Origin of the sequence: Prosthecobacter sp. (assembly GCF_029946185.1) — a bacterium.
Taxonomy (GTDB): domain Bacteria; phylum Verrucomicrobiota; class Verrucomicrobiia; order Verrucomicrobiales; family Verrucomicrobiaceae; genus Prosthecobacter.
Map to the genome: position 1 here is coordinate 16,926 of NZ_JAQSEA010000152.1, position 20,074 is coordinate 36,999.

The 20,074-nt window shown below is 58.8% G+C and carries 19 protein-coding genes; 9 read left to right on the forward strand and 10 right to left on the reverse strand.

The annotated features are described in order from the left end of the window. Positions 1 to 74: 74 nt before the first annotated feature. The 6 genes from PSV43_RS13160 to PSV43_RS13185 all read left to right on the forward strand — a co-directional run bounded on the left by PSV43_RS13160 (position 75) and on the right by PSV43_RS13185 (position 5,764). Positions 75 to 587 carry a hypothetical protein gene (locus PSV43_RS13160; RefSeq protein WP_300197788.1) on the forward strand — a complete coding sequence of 171 codons (513 nt, stop codon included), beginning with the start codon at positions 75 to 77 and terminating at the stop codon, positions 585 to 587. An 87-nt stretch (positions 588 to 674) separates the two neighbouring features. Continuing rightward, positions 675 to 1,940, forward strand: coding sequence for a tyrosine--tRNA ligase (gene tyrS / locus PSV43_RS13165; RefSeq protein ID WP_300197791.1), 1,266 nt, complete (start codon positions 675 to 677; stop codon positions 1,938 to 1,940). Between the two features lie 58 nt (positions 1,941 to 1,998). Beyond that, entirely contained in the window at positions 1,999 to 2,190 is a 192-nt protein-coding gene (locus tag PSV43_RS13170) for a hypothetical protein (protein WP_300197794.1), read from the forward strand. A 4-nt stretch (positions 2,191 to 2,194) separates the two neighbouring features. Further along, positions 2,195 to 2,620, forward strand: a complete 426-nt coding sequence (locus tag PSV43_RS13175; protein WP_300197797.1) for a type II toxin-antitoxin system VapC family toxin — start codon at positions 2,195 to 2,197, stop codon at positions 2,618 to 2,620. Positions 2,621 to 2,712: 92 nt separating this feature from the next. Continuing rightward, on the forward strand, positions 2,713 to 5,007 hold the full coding sequence (locus PSV43_RS13180) for an FAD-dependent oxidoreductase (protein ID WP_300197800.1): 2,295 nt from the start codon (positions 2,713 to 2,715) through the stop codon (positions 5,005 to 5,007). Positions 5,008 to 5,140: 133 nt separating this feature from the next. Then, the gene (locus PSV43_RS13185) at positions 5,141 to 5,764 is read left to right on the forward strand and encodes a hypothetical protein (protein ID WP_300197802.1); all 624 of its coding nucleotides are present in this window, start codon (positions 5,141 to 5,143) and stop codon (positions 5,762 to 5,764) included. 82 nt (positions 5,765 to 5,846) lie between these two features. On the opposite strand, the gene PSV43_RS13190 is transcribed toward PSV43_RS13185, so the two are convergent. Next, positions 5,847 to 6,884: a hypothetical protein gene (locus PSV43_RS13190; protein WP_300197805.1), complete on the reverse strand. Its 1,038-nt coding sequence runs from the start codon at positions 6,882 to 6,884 to the stop codon at positions 5,847 to 5,849. A 177-nt stretch (positions 6,885 to 7,061) separates the two neighbouring features. On the opposite strand from PSV43_RS13190, the gene PSV43_RS13195 reads away from it, so the two are divergent. Next, positions 7,062 to 7,487, forward strand: coding sequence for a thioredoxin family protein (locus PSV43_RS13195; protein WP_300197808.1), 426 nt, complete (start codon positions 7,062 to 7,064; stop codon positions 7,485 to 7,487). Between the two features lie 38 nt (positions 7,488 to 7,525). On the opposite strand, the gene PSV43_RS13200 is transcribed toward PSV43_RS13195, so the two are convergent. Continuing rightward, complete coding sequence (locus PSV43_RS13200) at positions 7,526 to 8,311, reverse strand: NIPSNAP family protein (protein WP_300197811.1); 786 nt, start codon at positions 8,309 to 8,311, stop codon at positions 7,526 to 7,528. A gap of 158 nt (positions 8,312 to 8,469) precedes the next feature. Between PSV43_RS13200 and PSV43_RS13205 the strand changes: the two genes are divergently transcribed. Beyond that, complete coding sequence (locus tag PSV43_RS13205; RefSeq protein WP_300197814.1) at positions 8,470 to 9,459, forward strand: hypothetical protein; 990 nt, start codon at positions 8,470 to 8,472, stop codon at positions 9,457 to 9,459. Between the two features lie 2 nt (positions 9,460 to 9,461). Here PSV43_RS13205 and PSV43_RS13210 read toward each other — a convergent pair whose 3' ends face one another. Beyond that, positions 9,462 to 10,370, reverse strand: coding sequence for a sugar phosphate isomerase/epimerase (locus PSV43_RS13210; RefSeq protein WP_300197817.1), 909 nt, complete (start codon positions 10,368 to 10,370; stop codon positions 9,462 to 9,464). A gap of 111 nt (positions 10,371 to 10,481) precedes the next feature. Between PSV43_RS13210 and PSV43_RS13215 the strand changes: the two genes are divergently transcribed. Beyond that, positions 10,482 to 11,222 (forward strand): hypothetical protein, encoded by a 741-nt coding sequence (locus PSV43_RS13215; protein WP_300197819.1) that lies wholly within the window; start codon positions 10,482 to 10,484, stop codon positions 11,220 to 11,222. A gap of 7 nt (positions 11,223 to 11,229) precedes the next feature. Here PSV43_RS13215 and PSV43_RS13220 read toward each other — a convergent pair whose 3' ends face one another. The 7 genes from PSV43_RS13220 to PSV43_RS13250 form a co-directional block, all read right to left on the reverse strand. After that, a complete protein-coding gene (locus tag PSV43_RS13220) occupies positions 11,230 to 12,399 on the reverse strand; it encodes a serine hydrolase domain-containing protein (RefSeq protein WP_300197822.1) in 1,170 nt (389 codons plus the stop codon). Positions 12,400 to 12,474: 75 nt separating this feature from the next. Further along, positions 12,475 to 14,757, reverse strand: a complete 2,283-nt coding sequence (locus tag PSV43_RS13225; RefSeq protein WP_300197824.1) for a P-loop NTPase fold protein — start codon at positions 14,755 to 14,757, stop codon at positions 12,475 to 12,477. 68 nt (positions 14,758 to 14,825) lie between these two features. After that, positions 14,826 to 15,068: a hypothetical protein gene (locus tag PSV43_RS13230; RefSeq protein WP_300197827.1), complete on the reverse strand. Its 243-nt coding sequence runs from the start codon at positions 15,066 to 15,068 to the stop codon at positions 14,826 to 14,828. Further along, a complete protein-coding gene (locus tag PSV43_RS13235) occupies positions 15,065 to 15,466 on the reverse strand; it encodes a PIN domain-containing protein (RefSeq protein ID WP_300197830.1) in 402 nt (133 codons plus the stop codon). The genes PSV43_RS13230 and PSV43_RS13235 overlap by 4 nt, the downstream gene beginning before the upstream one ends. Further along, the gene (locus tag PSV43_RS13240; RefSeq protein ID WP_300197833.1) at positions 15,450 to 15,665 is read right to left on the reverse strand and encodes a hypothetical protein; all 216 of its coding nucleotides are present in this window, start codon (positions 15,663 to 15,665) and stop codon (positions 15,450 to 15,452) included. Before PSV43_RS13240 ends, PSV43_RS13235 begins: the two co-directional genes overlap by 17 nt. A 75-nt stretch (positions 15,666 to 15,740) precedes the next feature. Further along, positions 15,741 to 18,281: a DNA mismatch repair protein MutS gene (gene mutS / locus PSV43_RS13245; protein WP_300197836.1), complete on the reverse strand. Its 2,541-nt coding sequence runs from the start codon at positions 18,279 to 18,281 to the stop codon at positions 15,741 to 15,743. Between the two features lie 74 nt (positions 18,282 to 18,355). Then, positions 18,356 to 20,074, reverse strand: a 1,719-nt coding sequence (locus tag PSV43_RS13250; protein WP_300197839.1) for a PEP-CTERM sorting domain-containing protein, incomplete at its 5' end; no start/stop codon positions are given.

The window sequence follows — 20,074 nt, forward strand, 5'->3', positions numbered from 1 at the left end:
GCGCGGGCCGACTTTCATCAACTTGCGCCTTTCCCATTGCGACGTCTCGCGCACGCTTCACAATGTACACTGCCATGCCACGCCGCGCTCTCTTCTCTTTCTTGCTCTGCCTTGCCAGCCTGCTCATCACAGGCTGTGAAACCGTCGGCCTCACGCCGCAGCAGGCCGCTTTGGTCGATGCACGCCGCCGCCAGATCGCCATGGAGCCGCGCGGGGACTACTACATCGGCCGCCGCTTTTTCATCAATCACACCCATCTCTGGGGCTATGTGCGCAGTCCGGGACAGGGCTGGGAGTCCTCGAAGCTCGTCATCATGAACGAGCGCTACCAGAAGATCCCCTACCGCCTGCCTGAGCAGCCAAACGACGGCGGCTACGCCTACGGTGACGACCACAACGCCGAGTACACCCTCTATGGCCGCTTCACCGGACGCAAGGTGTTTGACCCCAACAGCAACCTCGTCCTGCCGGAGTTTGAACTTCGCCGCTCGGAACTCCGCAATGCAAGCGCCGGCTGGCTCTTCAAGCCCAACGAAAGATTCAACGGCTCCCAGCTCCTCCGCGCTGAACCCGGTTCCACCCCCTAGCCGGGAGCGACGAATTGAACCCGCGCCGTTTTCCCTTTCGGGGATTCGTCGCTCATTCGTCATTCTGTATTCGTCATTTCTTCTCTCATGCCCACGACCGACCTGATCGCCGATCTCGAATGGCGCGGCCTGCTCAAACAGTGCAGCGACCTCGAAGCCCTCAAGGAATCCCTCAAAACTCAGCAGACCTTCTACTGCGGTTTTGATCCCACCGCCGACAGCCTGCACATCGGCAATCTGCTGCCGCTCATGGCTCTGCGCCGCGTGCAGGAGCATGGGCACAAGGCCATCGCCATCGTCGGTGGCGGCACCGGTTTGATCGGCGACCCCAGCGGCAAGGCCAACGAGCGCACGCTCAACACGCCGGAGACCGTCGCCGCATTTGTGAAACGCATCGAGGTGCAGATCCGCAGCATCCTCATTCCCGAGCAGACCATCATCGAAGACAACGCTTCGTGGATTTGCAAACTGAGCGCCGTGGAACTGCTGCGCGACGTGGGCAAGAACTTCACCATCGCCTGGATGCTGGCGAAGGATTCCGTGAGCTCCCGTCTCGAAAGCGGCATCTCGTTCACCGAGTTCACCTACATGATCCTGCAGTCGTATGACTTCGTGGTGCTCAATGAGCGCCATGGCTGCACCGTGCAGATTGGCGGCAGCGACCAGTGGGGCAACATGACCGCCGGCATCGACCTCGTGCGCAAAATGCGCGGCCAGCAGACCTACGTCGTCACCTTCCCGCTCATCACCACCAGCTCTGGCAAAAAATTCGGCAAGTCCGAAGCCGGTGCCATCTGGATGGACGCCACCAAGACCAGCTCCTATGCCTTCTACCAGTTCTGGGTGAACTCCGAAGATCCCGATGTGCCGCGCTTCCTGCGCCAGTTCACGCTGCTCTCGCACGAGGAAATCGAAACCATCGAAGCCGAGCACAACGCGAATCCCGGACAGCGCAGCGGTCACAAGCGCCTCGCCGCCGAAGTCACCCGCATGGTGCATGGTGAGGAAGAACTGCAAAAAGTCATCCTCGCCTCCCAGGCCCTCTTCGGTGGTGCCGACCTCGCCACCGCCGATGTCAGCACCCTCATCGAAGCCACCGCCTCCGCGCCGAGCACCGAAGTCGATCTCGCCAGCATCCCACCAATCGCCGATCTCCTCGTCACCCTCGGCCTCGCCACCTCCAAAGGTGATGCCGGTCGTCTCATGAAAGGCGGCGGTTTTTACATCAACAACGCGCAGGTGCCAGCTGGAGAAGTGCCCGTGCTCACCGCCGAAAACTTCCTTGGCGGCCGCCTCTGCATCCTCCGCAAAGGCAAGAAAAGCTACGCGACGGTGCGTGTGGCAGGGGTGTGAGGCCTGCGGATAAAACCGCACGCTTGCGAATGCTCCCTGGCCATGGCAATCTAACAGCATGAGCACCAAGGTTCTCGAAAAGACAATCACCGATCTTAAGCGACGTGTTGCCAAGATCGAAGCCAGCATGACTACACCTCGTGGTGGCTGGAAGAAAATCGTTGGCGCGGCCAAGGATGATCACCACTTCGCTGAAGCCATGCGACTTGGAGCCAAATGGCGGAAGCAGGCGAACCAAGAAAACTGGTAAGCCGATGTTTGTGGTACTGGATACGAACCACTTCGCTGAACTCGTGCATGACACCGGATGCGGCGCACGGTTGAAACAACGATTCGCCAAGCACCGTGCCGAGGTGCTGACCACGATCATCACTGCGCAGGAGGTGAGCGAGGGCTGGAGCGCCTTCATTCGCAAACAGAAAGCGGGCAGCGAGAAACAGATCCACGGCTACTCGCAATTCCAGCATAGCCTCGCAATGCTGATGGAACTCACTGTGCTCCCCTTCGATGAGCAGGCCGCTGCAGTCTTTCGCGACCTGCGCAAACACCTGCCACAAGCCGGCACGCAAGATCTCAAGATCGCCGCCATCGGCATCGCTCACGATGCCACTGTGCTGACTCGCAACCTGGTACATTTCACGAAAGTGCCGGGACTGCGGGTGGAGAACTGGCTGGATTGAGCCAAAGAGCATTGCTGGCCATCCAGGTTCTCTCACTGGACGGTGCTGGGATCATGTTCAACGATGTCCACCCACACCCGCAATCCATTCGCATGAAATTTTTTCCCACTCTTGGTTTCAGCGTCGCCCTCTTGGCGGCAGCCCTTCAAGCCGCCGACTCACCCACCCTCGAAGCCGACCTCCTCATCGTCGGCGGCAATGAATCCGCCTGCGCTGCCGCTGTTCAAGCCGCTCGCCTCGGCGTGAAGAAGATCGTGCTGGTGAATGACATCGACTGGCTCGGCGGTCAGTTCAGCGCGGAAGGCGTGGGCTGTCCGGATGAGTGGACCGGCGTGAATGGCCGCCGCGTCAACTTCCCACGCAGCGGCATCTACAGCGAGGTCATCAATCGCATCCGTGCGCACAACTCGCAGACCTATGGCATCCCGGCTCCCGGCAATTCTTACTGCGGCACGGAGACCATCGAACCCGCAGCGGCAGCGAAGATTTTCGAAGAACTCCTCAAACCCTACGTCGATGCCGGAGTACTGCGCATCGAACGCGGGTGGCAGGTGGACAAGGTGACCGTCGATAAGAATCAGGTGACCGGCTGTGTCTTCGTTCGTCGTTCAGGCTTCAGCCCGTCCGGCACACTCACCGTCAAAGCCCGGCTCACCCTCGACTCCTCCGACTGGGGCGATGTGATTCGCCACAGTGGTGCGAAATACGGCGCGGGCCCCGATTTGAAATCCCGCTTCGGCGAAACCAGTGCCCCCGCAGCCTTCGATGACGCAGGCCAGCAGGAGATGAATCCGCTCTCCTGGTGCGTGGTGCTTCGTGAGGCAGGCAAGAACAGCGTCATTCCCAAACCGTCGATCTACGATCCGCGTTCCTTTGCACAGCTCGACAAAACGCCGCCGTGGGTGGACAGCGACATGAGCACCGGCACCTACAGCCAGTCGGGCTGGAGCGTTTACACGCATCGGCGGCTGGTGGACCGCTGGCACAACGGCCTCGCCCCCGGCACAGAGGCCACGTTTCTGAACTGGCCCGTGCAGGATTATCCCCTGTGCCAGCTGCCACAGCGCGTGGTGGATGCGCTCGAAAAAACTGAGGCCGGTGCGTCGAAGAAGAACATCGTCGATCTCACGCCCGCGCAGCGGCAGATCATTTTCGACGACGCGAAGCAGCACACGCTGAGCATGCTCCACCACCTGCAAACAGCGGTGCATGATCGAGTGGGCGAATTCCCGCAAAGCTTCCGCTACATGAAGCTCACCGATGAGTTCGGCACATCCGATCTGCTGCCGCCGAAGCCGTACGTGCGTGAAGGTCTGCGTCTGGAAGCGCTCTACATGCTGCGGGAGCAGGACATCCGCGCTGAAACACGCGAGCCGAAGTGGGCCAAGGTGATGGTGCCCGATGGCCTGTTCGGCTTTCAGTTCAACATCGACTTCCATCCCACGCGCCGCCGTTTCCTCACCGAAGATCGCAACGGCCCATGGCTGTACGTACAGACGCCGTCGCGTGGCTGGCACACGGACACCGACCGGGCGATGTTTCCGCTGCGTGGCCTCGTGCCGGTGCAGATGAATGGACTGCTGGGTTGCTCGAAGAACATCGGCGTCAGCAGCGTGGTGCAGAGCGCGCTGCGTTTGCACGGCCAGATGATGCACGTGGGTCAGGCCAGCGCCACACTCGCATGGCTCTGCTTGCGCGATGGCATCCAGCCCCGCGCTGCAGCAGCGTTGCAAAAAAACTGGCATGAGATTCAGCTACGCCTCGTCCGTGGCACCGGCGGTCCCGGCGTGCTGCTCTGGCCCTGGCAGGATCTCCCCACCGACACGCTGCATTTTGAAGCTGCCAACATGCTCGCCGTGCGCGGCATCTGGCCGGCAGAAGAGGGCAGCGTCTTCTTCAATGCAGAACACGTCATGACCCGCCGCGAACTCGCCCGTGTGCTGGCACGCCTCCTCCGCGCTCAATCAAATCCACCCGGATGGAAAGTCGCTGCAACACCGCGCTTCACAGATGTCGGTCAGGACGATGCAGATCGTGCAGCCATCGAATCCCTCTGCTCCTGGGGCATCGTGACAACAGACAAAACGTTCAACCCCGACAACAAAGCCGACTGGGCCACGCTCTATCGCTGGGCTACCGCCTTGGAGCTGCCCGTAGATCGCGGACTCTTCAGCAAAGACGTTGCACAACGTCTCCTCACACGTGCGGATACCGTGGTGCAGCTCTGGCATGCGCTGCGCCAGCAGGGAGAATGGCTTAACGACGACGCCTCCTGGCTGCAGCCTGACCACGATCACGACGAAGATGACCGCAAAGATCTCGATGATCCCTTGCCCTTCGACAGCAACAACAACGGCTTGCCTGATCGCCTCGAGTACCAGCCGTAATCTTGAGGCCTGCACGGGCGATCGGTGAAGAGCGTTCATGGTGAGTTTTTGAAAAGCAGGGATGCTCTCAGAGCGCACCTGCCGCAACAATCGAATGAATAAGCTCTCCGCCCATGCGTCGGAGAGGGGGACAATGAAAACCAAAACCTTCCTCCTGCTTGCTTCACTGACCCTGGCCGTTTCGCTCACTTCCTGTGATCAACTCGCAGGCCCTTACTCTTCTGGCTATGGATCAAGTTATGGCTCAGGTTATGGTTCAGGCTATGGCTCCTCGTATGCATCGCGACCAAACTACTATGGCGGCGGCTACAACTCGCGCCCCGTGGTTTCATACAACAGCTTTAACAGCTACAACTCGCGCCCCTATTCCTATTCCGGTTATTCAAACCGCTCTTATTCCTCCCCCTCTTTTTCGTCGTCCCTGCGCGGCTTTGGCGTCAATGGCGGAAGATCGGGTGCGCCATCGCATCACTCCAGTCACAGCTATTCACCAGCACCCTCCAGCGGCCATTCCACGCACCACTCCAGAGGCGGCTCCTTCGGCGGCAGCACTCATCATTCCAGCCGTGGCTCCTTGGGCGCTCCATCCTCCTTCGGTGGTAGCGCACATCATTCCGGCGGCGGCTCGTCCGGCGGCTCCGGCTTTGGCGGTGCTTCCCACCGCAGCAGTCATTCTTCTGGCGGACCTCCATCGGGAGGAACTCCCAGCCCCTCCAGTGGCGGTCATCGCAGCGGCAGCCATCGTGGCATGCATTGATGCAGAAACGGCATGCCGTAAGATCTGATCAAGACCGCGCCCGGAGATCATCTCCGGGCGCTTTTTTTGTCGCTGATCCGGCTCACTCCTGCGGCAGATGGCCAATCACACGCGGCTTGCCCGCTCCTTCCCACAGCATCATCGCCAGGCCTTTGTCTTCCTCCGCATCACCGAAATAAAACACCCGCGGTTTGCCTCCCACCTCAGTGGCGCAGAAGCCGGCGGCGAATTCCATGTCCTCCGAGATGATCTCAGTTTTATTCAGCGAGTAGGTCATGGCATCAAGCTGATCTTGGGTGGTGAGCGTATCGTCGGATGTGGGCGAGTGCAGCGCCTTGGCCGGCAGCGGCACGCGCATGATTGCCGCCATGTGGCGTCCGCGCAGTTGGGCATAGATCCATTTTCCCGCAGGGGCCACATGCTGCACCCACATGTTGCCACCGTTGGCTTCATCCGTATTCATGATGCCCAGCGGGGCGATCCGTGCGCCGACCAGCGTTCCCAGCCGCTCGGTGCCGGCCTCCTCATCCATCTGGATGCCACCCTCCCACACATCGCCTTGAGTCACGAAAAACAGACGGCCATCGGTGGAAAAAATACCGCCGGTGGCATCGCTCACACGCCGGCAAAAAACGGACAGAAAGGCATGCTTGCCACTCGGCTTGCGCCCATAAAAAGTGCCCCTGCTCGTCGCGTCGGCGCTCTCATTACCGCTAATCAAAAGACAATCCGTGAGCGGCGTTCCCGGCACGGTGGAAACGAAGAGATCCGTGGCACCCACCACAGGTGCCGTGGCGCACACGTGCTTCACCGGTGTGGCCGCACCCGGTGTCCACACCCACACGCCGTCTTTCGCCAGAAACAAAGCTTCACCCTCGCTGCCTGCGGCCACGCTGTCGATGCTCTCGTCCTTCAGCTCCGCTGGCAAAGGCGCCGGGGTGATCTTTCCCGTGGCTACGTCCACCTGCACCAGCCCCGTGCGGCCCCTGCCGCCGAGGCCCATCGTCACCGTCTTGCCATCTTTCGAAAAGTACGCCTCATTGGCCACGCTGGGTTGCAGCGAAAGAATTAGTCCCAATGAAGCACTGACAAGAAGAACCGGAAGTCGTGAGATGCTCATGGCGCTGGGCTTAATTCAGCCTGACGCCAAGTCAATGCGCATCGGCCATCTCAGTGATCATGGATGCACCAAAAACAAAAGAGGCATCCACCCTGACTTTCCAATCAATCGCAGAATCCGGGAATAAAAACCACCTCCCGCGCATCTCACCATTCGTTCCCTTATGACCCTCAAACCATGAAAATAACCATTCTACTCGCCCTCGTCGCCGCCACGAGCCTCGCTCTCGCCAGCGATTTCCCGAAAGGCAGCCCAGATTTCAAAGACAGCAGCACCTCCGCCATGAGTGCCGCCAAAACCTCCGGCAAGCCGGTTGTCCTCGTCTTTTCCGCCTCTTGGTGCCCGCCCTGTCAGGCCATGAAACGTGACGTCTATCCCAGCGCAGAAGTGAAGGCCTTCCACGACAAGTTCGTCTGGGCCTACATCGATGTGGATGATGCGCGTAATGAAAGCGCCGCCACCAAATACGGCGTCAATGGCATACCCCACATCGAGTTTCTCAATGCCGGGGGTAAAGAGGTAGGCAAGCAAGTCGGCGGCACCTCCTCCAAGGAATTCGCCAAGACGCTCCAAAGCGTATTGACCAAGGCAAACAAATCCTAACGCGGTGCGATTTCGGAGCCGGGGTCATCCCCGGCTCCTCAGATCTGTGAATACGGCGTCGGCACCAGCACGATGTTCGTGATGCGTGACACGATCTCCTTGTCCGTGAAGCCGGGCGTCGTCTTGAGCTTCGTCCATTCAGGATCGACTCGGAAGGTGTTCCACGCCTGATCCTTCGCCGCCGCATCGCTGAAGCTCAGCATGTACGTCAGGTTCGGCATCAGCGGCCCCACAATCGTCTCGCCAAAGAAGACCGCATTCAGACCACTGCGCTTGAAGATTTCCAGTTCGCCGATGTTGAACATCTCGATCTTCTTCCTCCCCGTTTTCTCGCTCGGGCTCTCATAGATGCGCAGTTGGTACACCTGGCTGCCCTTGGCCGGCACCGCCATCGCAGGCATGCCCGCAATGCCCTGCGTCAGCCAGCTCTCAACACGTTCGTACACCGCATCCGCCGCTGGGGCATCGAGGTAAGCCGCGCCCTGCTGTTGCAAGGCTGCGTCAGTCAGCAATTCCGAGCTCTTCGCGAATTGATCAAGCGAGCTGTAGCGCAGCACGACATAAACCACCGCCGTCGCTTCCGCCTTCTCCGGCACGAACACCCCCACGTTGCGCACACCGAGACGGTTCAGTGCAGGAATCGCCGCATCCTTCAGGTAAGCATCCAGCACGCCCTGTTTCTCCGGACTCTTGAGCGTGTACTTTCGGATTTCAAAATACTCCCGCGCAGCGCCGCTCGGCTCATCGGCAGCATGCAGGTTTTGGATGACACCGACGAGCCCGCTGGCGGCCACGGTGGATTTGAGGAAGGTGCTTCGGGTCATGAAAAGTGGGGAGTGATTGGCTCCGTGATGCTGACGACTTCAGCGCGAATCGTCAACGCCATTTCGCCAAAACAAGTCCTGACCAACTCTCCGTCTCAGCACGAATCGATGAGAGAGAAACACCCCCGTTGCGTTCTCACGGGCGATCCAGCCATTATATGAACATCACACGCGCCTTCCATCGATTCGCCTTTTGTGCCTTCGCCCTCGTCTCCTTGCCTTTGGCCGCAGGTGCCGCAGACGCAGCCAAGACCTTGAACGTCCTCTTCATCGGCAACAGCTTCACGGCCCGGCACAATCTCTCCACCGTGGTCAAAGCCATGGCGGAGGCTGGCAATCCAGGGCTGACCTTCAACCGCACCGACGTCATCTACGGCGGCCGCACCTTGAAAGATCACTGGCGGCTGGGAACACAGAACATCGTCAAACAATCCACCCTCACCGAGGCCGAGGAGAAGGCCACCATCGCAGCACTCGAAAAAGATGTCGCCGACAACCCCAAGGACAAGTACGCCCCAAGCGCCCTCGCACGCCATCGTGAGCTGCTCCCCAAGATCGAAACCAATCGCCAGCCCTGGGACATCATCGTGCTGCAATCCTATCGCGACGACCTCGATGGAGACCCCACGCCGTACGCCGAGTTTGCTCCGAAGTTCGCCGAACTCGCCAAAGCCCAGGGTGCCCGCGTAATCCTGTACGAAACCACCCCTGCCACTCAGAACGATAAAGCCCTCACCACCCCACCCGACCCCGCTCCCATCCTCGCCAAGGAGCGCGCCATTGCCGCGCTGGCCAATCGCATTGACGCAGCCGTCGCGCCCATGGCGCTCGTGGCCCAGCGCTGCCAGACGCAGCGGCCAGATCTGACCCTGCGCTTCGTCAATGATGCGCATCTCAATCAGACCATGGCCTACCTCACAGCTTGCACGCTCTATGCCGCCCTCTTCAATCAAAGCCCCATCGGCCTGCCCATCGACACAGTCACGGACATCCGCAGCCAGGAAAAACCCGCCCATTACAAAACCAAAGACCGCGACGGCAACCCCATCACCCGCAAGTTCAATGACAAAGATCGCGCCGACCTCCAGCGCATCGCCTGGGAAGGCTGGTCAGAGTTTCAGAAGCTGCGTGAGAAGAGCGGCAAATAATTTCAGCCCACCTTCGCCAGCGCACCCGCCAGCACCGCATGGCACTTCTTCGCCGCCGCCACAGGCTCATACCCCGGCTTGCTAAAAATCTGCCCGCTCACCTCCACCACCACGGGGCCGTGGTAGCCATGCTGTTTCAGCGCGGTGAAATACTTCACATAATCCGTCTTCCCCTCGCCCGGCAGCAAAAATTGGAACTTCGCCGCATCACCGCTGGCGTCTTTGACGTGGATGAACTTCGTGCGCGGCAGCAGCAGCTTCATGCTTTCCTCCATGTCGATGCCCTGCAGCTCAAAGTGGCTGTAATCATACGTCACCTGAATGGCCGGTGACTTCACCTGCTCCAGCAGCCACAGCAGACGCTCCGGCGAGTTCACCGCGCTGCCCACATGCGCTTTGATCGCGATCGTGGTCTTCTCCTTCTCCGCCGTCTCAGCCCAGCCATGCAAGCGTTCCACCATGCCCGCCTTCTGCTGCTCCCACATCGCCGGTTTGCCACCGCACACCGTCTCGATGATCGGCGGCTGCGCCCCATTCATATCCCGCGCCACCTGCGCCGCATCGCGGATGCTCTGCAGATTCAGCGCATGTGCCTTGTCATCCGCCGTGAGACTCAGGTTCACCATCAGGCACGGCAGATCCAGCTTCAGCTCCATGAGCTGCTTCTTTGCCTCCGCCCGCGCATCCGTCGTGAAAACCGTCGGCGCACTTGGAAATCCCGCATTCAGAGCCAGCTCCACATTCGCATAACCAATCTCCGCACACGTTTTGAGCGCATCACTCAAAGTCAGCGTCTTCATCCCATACAAACTGAAACCCAGACTGACACCTCCCGGCGCAGCCGCCCGCGCAAAATGTGGAAGGGCAGCAAACCCCAGGGCAGTGTGAAGAAAATGGCGGCGTGTAGACATGAAGGATTAGGTTGGTCAGCTTGTTGGATAAACTAACGGGCCCTGCATTCCTTGCATGAGAAGTTTCGCCCTTCGTCAGGAAGGAATTTCATAATCTGCCGTACTTCACCCATGAGCCGTCAGCCTCATGCGACAGAAACAAGACCCATGAAGCGCGTGCATCACATCCACATCATGGGCCTCTTAATGGCTATGACTCTGCATGCCGCAGAAACCGTTCCGCAAGCCATGCCACCCGCCGATGATGGCGCAATCCCTCGTGCAGTGAACATGGAGGCTTTCGAAGCCCTCGTCACAAATTCCCCCTTCACCCGCTCCCTCGGCGTTTCCGATTCACTCATCCTCACCGGTGTCGCGCATTTCGAAAACGACACCTTCGCCACCCTCCTCGACACCAAAACCTTCGAGTCCCACGTCGTCTCCAAAAACCCCAACTTCCAGGGCTGGCAGTTGGTCGACGTAGGCGGCCATAGCGCCGAGATCCAGACCTGGTCGGCCAAAATCCAAATCCCCGGCGGCGAAGTTATCTCCGTCCGCTACCAAAAACCACCGCCCAAACCCGCTCAGATCAAATCGGCTGGCAGCAGTTCCGGCGGCAACTCCTCACCACTGACTTCCACTCAGCTCAACGAAGCAAAAACCGCCGCCCTAAACTACAAAGAAGGCTTCTCCTCAGACGGCTACCCCAAAGCCCCGCCCCCCGAGATGGTCGCCAAACTCTCCCGCCTCAGCACCTCCCAGCGCGAGACCATCAACCAACAAATGCTCGGCCTTCGCAACCAAGGCCTCGGCCTCAACGACCGCCGCAAAATCTACGAAGGCCTCGTGGATCGCTCCTTGCAGCGGCGGTGAATCTTCGTCACCTCCCCAGCGCCTTCGCCGCCGCGTTTTGAAACGCCTCACGCACCGGGCTGGCGTCGCTGTTGGGGAAGTTCGCGCGCTGCACCATCAGCACATAGATAAGCCCCTTCTTCGGATCAATCCATGCCTGCGTCCCCCAGGCACCGCCATGACCGAAGGTCCCCGGCGAAAGCATTTCCGCCAGCCCCGCATGCGGCTCCTTCAGCACACACACGCCGATCCCCCACCCGTAGTTCTTGCCATGACTGCCGAACTCCTGCTTCTGGAAAAAGCCGCAGGGCAGATCGCCCGTGTGCACTGATGAGAGAATCTTCACCGCCTCAGGACTCAGGATGCGCTTGCCATCCAGCATACCACCACTCAGCAGCATCTGGCAGAAGCGCGTATAATCCTTCGCGCAGGAATACAATCCGCCATTGCCCTGCGGCGGACGGCCCCGTTTCCCGAAGCCCCCGCGTGGCGGCACCGCCTCCAGCTTGCCCGTGTCCTTGTTTTTCGCATAACCCGTCGCCATCTCCCCCCACTGCGCATCCGTGGGATAAAAAGTCGTATTCGTCATCCCGAGCGGATCAAACACACGCTTCTGCAAAAACTCGTCAAACGTCATCCCGCTGATCACCTCCACGATCCGTGCCGCCGCGTTGATGCCGGACTGGCAGTACTGCCACTTGGCACCCGGCTCATATTGCATTGGCGTCGCCAGCCAGATCGGCACCAGATCCGCGAGCGTATGCGCCTCCTGCGCCTTCACTCCACTCGCCTCACCCAACCCCGAGGTGTGCGTCAAAATCTGCGTAATCGTGAGATTCGCCGCTTTGCCCGCAGGCGTCTTCAGCCCAGCAAATTCCGGCAGATACTTCGCCACCGGGTCCGCAATGTTCAGCTTCCCCTCATCCTGCAGCATCATGATCGCCACCCCCGTGACCGGCTTCGTCATCGATGCAATCCAGCACATCGTATCCACGCTCATCGCCTTCTGCTTTTCCACGTCCGCCATCCCATTTGCTTCCAGATGCACCACCCCATCCTTCTTCGCCACCCCCGTCACCACCCCCGCCACTTCCCCCTTCTCAATCATCCCCCGCATCGCCTCCCCAATGCCACGAAGTTTGGGTGTGTCCGCAAAGGCGACCGACGAGAGAACAAAAGGAAAGAGGAGCGTGCGCATGGTGGTGGGGCTGTTAAACGGAGCCAAGACACCATTGTTGTCGGCTTGTGGTCCCAGCGTTAAAAATCTCTTTGTTCATTGTGCCTCAGTAGCGTTTGGCTCTTTCATTTTATCCTCCCTTTCCCGAATGCTGTCTAGACAGGCCCAACCAACTCCTTGGAGGGTGAGGCATTCGAAGTCATCAGAAGGCAGTTCGAGTCCATGTGGCTTCTTTGGCAAGTCTTTTAAGATCAGCTTGAGTGCTAACATAGGAATAATTTTTTCTACCTCACTCAGTCCCTTGTCGCCGTTCCACTGCCAGCAGGCTGCTTTGTGACTCTCGCTTGATACGAAAGTACAACCAGCAACAAGGAACTGTAGCGCGACGTCAGGGTTCTCTTTGGCCAGTTTGTGAACTCGCGCTGCGAGATCGGGTATCTGGAGATTTCTACAAATGGACCAGACCATTTTGCAGATAAGGTTATTTGATTGAGGGGAAAAGCCGCTCTCATAAGCTTCAATGCTTTGTTGAGCTAGTTCCTCATCAAACGGCGAAGGCTGGCGCTGCTCTTCTCCTTCCTTGGCACGGAAGTTTAGGTAATCAGCGGTCGCTACATGATCAAAAAAAACGAAGTTCCATCTGAGGTTTTTGGTCGCTTTGACGATTTCGGTTGCTATCGCGATCTGCTTCTTTTTATCGTTCGTCTTCTTTATGACAGTGTTGATCATCGCGGTCGCTTGGTGCCAGAGGCTCCAAGCAGAATCGACGCCCTCTTCTTCTGGAAAAGTTGAAGCGACCTCAGCGATGATATTTAATGGCAAAACGCTGTCCTGTCTTGCGATCAAAAAGTCCCCCAGTTTTTTGAAGAATACCCGGAAATAAGGTTTGCCCAGATGATTCTTTAACGCCTCGACGGCTTGGGACTTTTTCTCCGAATTGATTGCTAAATCTAGCCAGTCTTCGACATCGGCATCAGCGACATCGCGTGTTTTATGCACTGCGCCAGAATAATAGCGCCAGAAGTAATAATTTGGAGAGCAAATGCGTTTTGCCCGTTCGTTTTCCTCCTCTTCATCACGGGAATAAAAATCACCGAGCTGAGGAAACCAGCGAATAAGCGCTTCCTCGATTGGCTTTTGCGGTAAAAAAGGTGATGTCTGAATGAGATTAACGAGATCTCGAACAATTTTTGCCTTTTGTTCGCGAGTTTTTTGATTGTCGGCGTCTTCATTCATCATGGTTTCGATGAAAGGTCTGGAGATGTTCTTCTCCAGATTTGGAATCACCTCAGGCAGGGCAAGGTAAAGCTGGGGATGCAAAAGCCGGGTGGCCTCCAAAAGCAGCACATCGCCTGCGTTTACTTCATCCGGCAACAACCCGAGTGCAAAAGCAAAAGCATTTTCGATGGATTTCACAGTGCGCGGCGTCTTGATGTGATGGAGGTGGAGCGCACGGAAAATACTTTTCGTGCGTTCTTCGTCCTGAGGGTCTGGTTCAGTTGGTTTGGATTTTTGAGCAGTTCCTAGAGCCTTGGCGCGTTCTTTAAGCTCCCTGCGCCAGACAGCCTTGAAACGTTGCATGACATAATCGTCAAGAACGTCATCGGGAATTTTGGGGACTGAGAGTCGCACATTCACTATCTTTTCAATGTATCGGCGGCCACCCTCTATGCCGCCGCCGATACGTTTGCCGATCACATCGCTTACATGCTCGTCATCCATGGCAATGATGAAAGTGGTGTTGGGCAGATCCACGATCAGCTTCAGTGCGCGGAAGAGTAGCATGATGTCATCCGGATCGAGCCGGTCCACATCATCCAGCAGCATGATGACTCGAACGCCCGTTTTGGCGAGATACTCACGGGTTGTTTGACGAACGGCATCCAGATGAATCTCAAATTGTTCGGGCGAAATGGTGGAAAAAAACCCTTCAAGCAATGAACCTGTTCCTGGTGCCAGCCAGTTACATATTAGGGCAGTGCGTTTTATCCATTTCGGCAAGAGCTTAAGTATCGCTTGAGAAGCGCTTAGCGGACTCTTTTCGTTGATCGAAGTTACGAGGCGCTCGAACAAATGAAAAAGAAGCTGATCTTCCCCTGCATATCGCCAAGGATTGAACGTCGTAATCCGGCAATTTTTGATATGTGGTGATTCGTCCCGGGTGGTTGCGGCTACGGCGTCCTGGATGTATCGAAGTATCGTGCTTTTGCCTCCTCCCCAAGGATTGACGATAGAGACGACCAACGGGTTGCCCCCACGCTCATCTATGATCAGTCGAGTCAGACGGTCTGAAAAGCTTCGCCTCTCAAACTCATCTTTAGCCGCTGCTTCATCATAACTAAAAAAGGTATTTGTCTCGGGACTGCGAAATATATCCATTGCTGAGGTGTGACCCCATATTTGACCTATGGCAAGAGCCCGTTTTCACGTGCTTGCGGCGAATACTTCTACCCAAACAACACCATCTGCCCCGCCGCCTCATCACTCACCGCCTTCTTCCTAGCCTTCGCCGGCACACTCGTCGCCACCGGCACCTCCTTCACGCTCTCCGCCGGCTGATGCCCCGCCTCAAGCTGCTGCAGCACCTCCTTCACGCGATCAATCACCCCCTCCGACAAACCCGCGAGTCTCGTCACCAGAATCTCATAACGCTTCTCCGTGCAGCCGGGGATTGAGATCGGCGTCTTCATGCCTGAATGATCGTCATCAGATCGGCCAGTTCATCGAAGTGGGCATCCTTGCAGTAAAGGGGCAGACCATGGCTTTTGGCGGTGGCGGCGATCCAGAGGTCGTTTTCGGGGATGGGCTTGCCTTTGATGGCGAGAGCCTGCTTCAGTTCGGCATATACGGTGGCGGTGGCGTCATCGGGCAAGAGAAGAACGACCTCGCGGGAGAAGCGCTCCCATTGCTCGATGGCACGGCGGCTGTTGCCAGCGCGCTGGAGGCCGAAGCGCATTTCTCCGAGTGCTGTGAGAGGGAGGTAAAGCTCCGTGGCCGCCTTGAGCTTGGCGGCAATCACAGGATCAGCCGTCCGCATGTGAAGGACGATGATACTGCTGTCGAGGGCGAGGCTACCAGGCGTTTTCATCTACGGTGCTGCATTCGGCCAGAGCGGTTTCTAGTGCTGCACCTTCTTCACCTGCGAGGCTTCCTGAGGTGGCATCGATCATGTGCTCGCGGCGCACACGGCGCTCTTCAATGAGGGCGTGAATGTAATCCGCCGTTTCCTCCAGCCGGTCGGCGGGCATGCGGCGCAGTTCGTCAATGAAAGGCAATGCGGTCGTCATGTCTGGAGATTACCTGCATTGGCAGGGATTGTCGAGATGCTTCCATACGACGGCCTGGAGCCTCGGAACTCCTGATCACCCAAACAACACCATCTGACCCGCCGCTTCATCACTCACCGCCTTCTTCCTCGCCTTCGCCGGCACGCTCGTCGCCACCGGCACCTCCTTCACACTCTCCGCAGGCTGATGCCCCGCCTCAAGCTGCTGCAGCACTTCCTTCGCACGATCAATCACCCCCTCCGGCAAACCCGCCAGCCTCGCCACCTGGATCCCATAGCTCTTCTCAGCGCAGCCCGGAAGAATCTTTCGCAAAAAGATGATCTGCTGATTCCACTCCTTCACCGCCACATTGTAATTCTTCACCGCACCACGGCTTTGCGCCAGCGCCGTGATCTCATGGTAGTGCGTCGCAAACAAACAGCGCGCTCCAATGTGGTCATGCAAATGCTCCGCCACGCTCCACGCGATGCTCAGGCCATCAAACGTCGAAGTCCCACGCCCGATCTCATCCAAAATAACAAGACTTCGCTCCGTCGCATTGTTCAAAATCAGCGCCGTCTCATTCATCTCCACCATGAACGTACTCTGCCCGCGCGCGAGGTCATCACTCGCGCCGATGCGCGTGAAGATGCGATCCACCAGCCCCACCTCCGCACTCGCCACCGGCAGATAACTCCCAATCTGCGCCATCAGCGTCAGCAGCGCCGTCATGCGCAAATACGTGCTCTTCCCCGCCATGTTCGGCCCCGTGATCAAAATCAGCCGGCTCTCCTCAGGCTCCAGCGTGATGTCATTCGGCACGAAGCGCTCCCCGCCCGTCAGGTTCTGATCCAGCACCGGATGCCGCCCATCACGGATGAACAAATTCCGCGTCTCATTCAAAACCGGCCGCGTGTAGTTAAACAACCGCGCCGTTTCCGCCAGCGACCCCAGCGCATCCAAAATCGCAATCGTCTCCGCCGTTTCCTGAATGTGCGCCAGATGCTCCAGCACACGCCCGCGCAGGCCGAGGAACTCCTCATACTCCAACGCCTTGCTGCGCTCCTCACTGCCCAGGATCTTGTCCTCCATGCGCTTCAACTCGTCCGTGATGTAGCGCTCCCCATTCACCGTCGTCTGCTTGCGGTGGTAGTCGCTCGGCACACTGCCCACGTTCGCCTTCGTGATCTCAATGAAGTACCCAAACACCGCATTGTACTTAATTTTGAGACTCTTGATCCCCGTGCGCTCGATCTCCCGGTTCTGCAAATCCGCGATCCATTGCCGGCCCAGCGTCGTCGCCGCGCGCAGTTCATCCAGCGCAGGCAGATACCCCTCGCGAAAGACACCGCCCTCCTTGATCTGCATCGGCGGCTCATCCGCGATGGAGCGCTGAATCTCCTGCGAGATCCCCGTGAGATCATGCAGCCGCGCCAGCAGGAGAGGGATCATCCTGATCCCTCCTTCAGCAGCAGGCTCATTCTCACCTCCCACATGGATCAGCTGCTCCAGCGCCGCCCGCAAAGCAGGCACCACCTCCAGCGAAGACGCCAGCATCAGCAGATCACGCCCATTGCCGCTCCCCTGGCTCAGCCGCGAGCTCGTGCGCTCCAAATCGCGCACCTCCTTCAGCAGCGTGCGGATCTGGCTAAACAACATCGACTCCTCCAGCAGCGCCGCCACCATGTCCTGCCGCTGCGTCAGCAGCTCAAGATCCCGCAGCGGGTGCAGCACCCAGTGCCGCAGCTTGCGCGCACCCATCGGCGTGCACGTGCGGTCCAGCGCGCTCAGCAGCGTGTGCGCATTCCCACCGCGTGCAGACACCAGCTCCAGGTGGCTCTGGCTCGCAGCATCGATCAGCACCACATCGCTAATTTGAGCATACCGCAGCCGCTGGATGTGCTCCACACTCCGCCGCAGTTGAAACTGCAAGTACTGCAAAATACACCCCGCAGCACCAATCGCCGCACTCAGTCCCTGACAGCCAAAGCCATCCAGCGACTGCACCTTGAAATGCTGCGTCAGACTGTGCTGCGCCTGATCAATCAAAAACAAATAGCCCTCAATCGCCTGCGCACAGCTCGGACTCCCCAGCGCCGCGATCAAATCCCCCTGCTCCTCGCTATACAAAATCTCACTCGCCTGCAGCCTTTCCAGTTCATCCGCCAGCTCAGTCGTGTCCTTGAACTCCGCCACCTCAAACTCACCCGTCGTATGGTCCACATACGCCAGCCCAAGTTTCTTCCCCTCGCGAAACACCGCCGCCAGGTAGTTCGAGCGGTTCGAGTCCAGCAAGTTCAGGTCATTGATCGTCCCCGCGCTCAGCACCTGCGACACCGCACGCTCCACGATCTTTCCCGGCGTCGGCTCAGTCGTCTGCTCCGCAATCGCCACCCGCTTCCCCGCCTTGATCAGCTTCGCGATGTATCCCTGCGAGGAATGATGCGGCACCCCGCACATCGGCACCCCATTGCGCTTCGTCAGCGCCACATTCAGAATCGGCGCGGCCGTCTTCGCATCCTCAAAAAACAGCTCATAAAAATCCCCCAGCCGGAAGAACAGCAGCACATCCTCCGGCAGTTCGCGCCGGATGGCGAGGTACTGCTTCATCATGGGAGTGGTGCTGGCGTCGGACATGGAGCGTCAAGAGGTCAAGAGGCTGGCCATGAGGTCAAGAGCGAGTCGCCACTCGCATCGTGCTGAGGCCCGATTCAACGCCTGCGCCGCCAGATTAAAGTCATGCAAGCGAGCAACAGCAGCAGACCACGGCCTGGCTCGGGCACGACGACCAAAACGCCCGACGCCTCGAAGAGGCTGGTATCCCAGAGCAGACCCGTGCCCAGCGTGGGCAGCAGGAGATCCAGCCCGGTCTCGGTGCCATCGCGAAACCGATTGCCCACCGTGAAGGTATTGAGATTGAGGCCGGCGTCGGACCAGTCGATGAGGTTGAACACATCGCCAAAGACACCCGTGTACCCGCCCGTGAGAGTCACGGTGATACCGCCGTTGTTGTTGAGCGTGAGCGTCCCGCTGGCGGAGATGAGGTCATGCCCGCCGCTGTTCCCGGTGAGGAAGCCGCTAAAGTCCGTGCTGATGTGATTGACCCAGGTGGTGGTGTCGCTGCCGTGACTGACGAAGGTGGATGCGGCGTTGTCGGTTGTGCTGCCCACTTGCAGCAGGGCACGATCCGCACGAGCGGCGGAGCCGGACAGCGTGAGGTTTCCCAGCACATACAGCGTGCCGGTTTGATCCCCCACAGTGGCAGCGGAGGCGAGACTGTTGGTGACACTGGAACCGCCGGGTTTGAGGACGCCGGTACTGTTCGTGGTGCCCACGTTGCTGCCCACGGTGAGCGTGGCACCTGTGCCACCAATAGTGCCAGCACCCGAAATCACACTGTCCGTGGTGTAAGCTGCCCCCGTGCGCTGGCTGATGTCAAAGGCTGCCCCGGCGCCGAGATTGACCCAGGCGGCATCATCCATGCTGCCGTCTGCGACGAGCGCCACGGTGCCCGCCGACACACGGACATTGCCGGTGTTGGTGTTGACTCCCTTGAAGATGAGTTCGCCGCCGCCCTGCTTGGTGAATGATCCGCTGCCTGTGACTTCGGCATCAGCCTCGAACGTGGCGGTGTGGCCGGTTTCGACATCGAGACTGCGAAGGGTGGCATCCGTGGTCGCGCCGACACCGTTCAGCGTGAGGGTCACGTTCTGATTGGTGAGGTCGGTGTCGGCGATGTTGCCAAGGGTGCCGCCCTGCCAGTTGTAGGTGGCGGTGCCGTCTCCTTGGCTGAGATCGCGGAAGCGCATGGATGCGCTGCCCGATTGCGTGATGGTGCCATGGGTGCTCAGCGGACTGGGGCCCGGAGAAGTGTAGTTGGCCTCGGCCATGAGGATGGTGTCGGCCACGACAGTGCCCACGGCGTAGGTCAGCGTGCCACGGCCGTAACCGTTGCTGTTGGTGCCGTTGCCGATGCGGCCTAGGACCAGCAGATTGATCCGCATGTCCACAGCGGCAGCGCCGGTGAGATTCAAGGAGGAAGTGTTGGGGGTGCCGGAGCCGTTGACGTCGTTGTCACCGATGAAAAGATTGGCCCCCGTACTACCACCCTGCTGGCCACGGAGCGTGAAAGAGCCTCCGACACCGATGGTCACATCCGCCTTGGAGCGAACCCCGCCGATGGTGAAGGTGTCCACATTGATCGTCGTGGTGCCGGATCCGAGCTTCAGGGTGGACGAACTGTTGGTGTTCACCACGCCTGCAGGGCTGCTGCCGATGAGAATCGAACTCGTGGTGATGGAGTTGGTGCCATTGGAAAGTGTCAAACTGCCCGTGGTGGTGCTTGCGGGGCTGGGAATGCCGCCATTGAAAATACCCATTTGAATCTGGCTGACATTGATGGTGACAGACGAGGCGGCGGAAAAATCGAC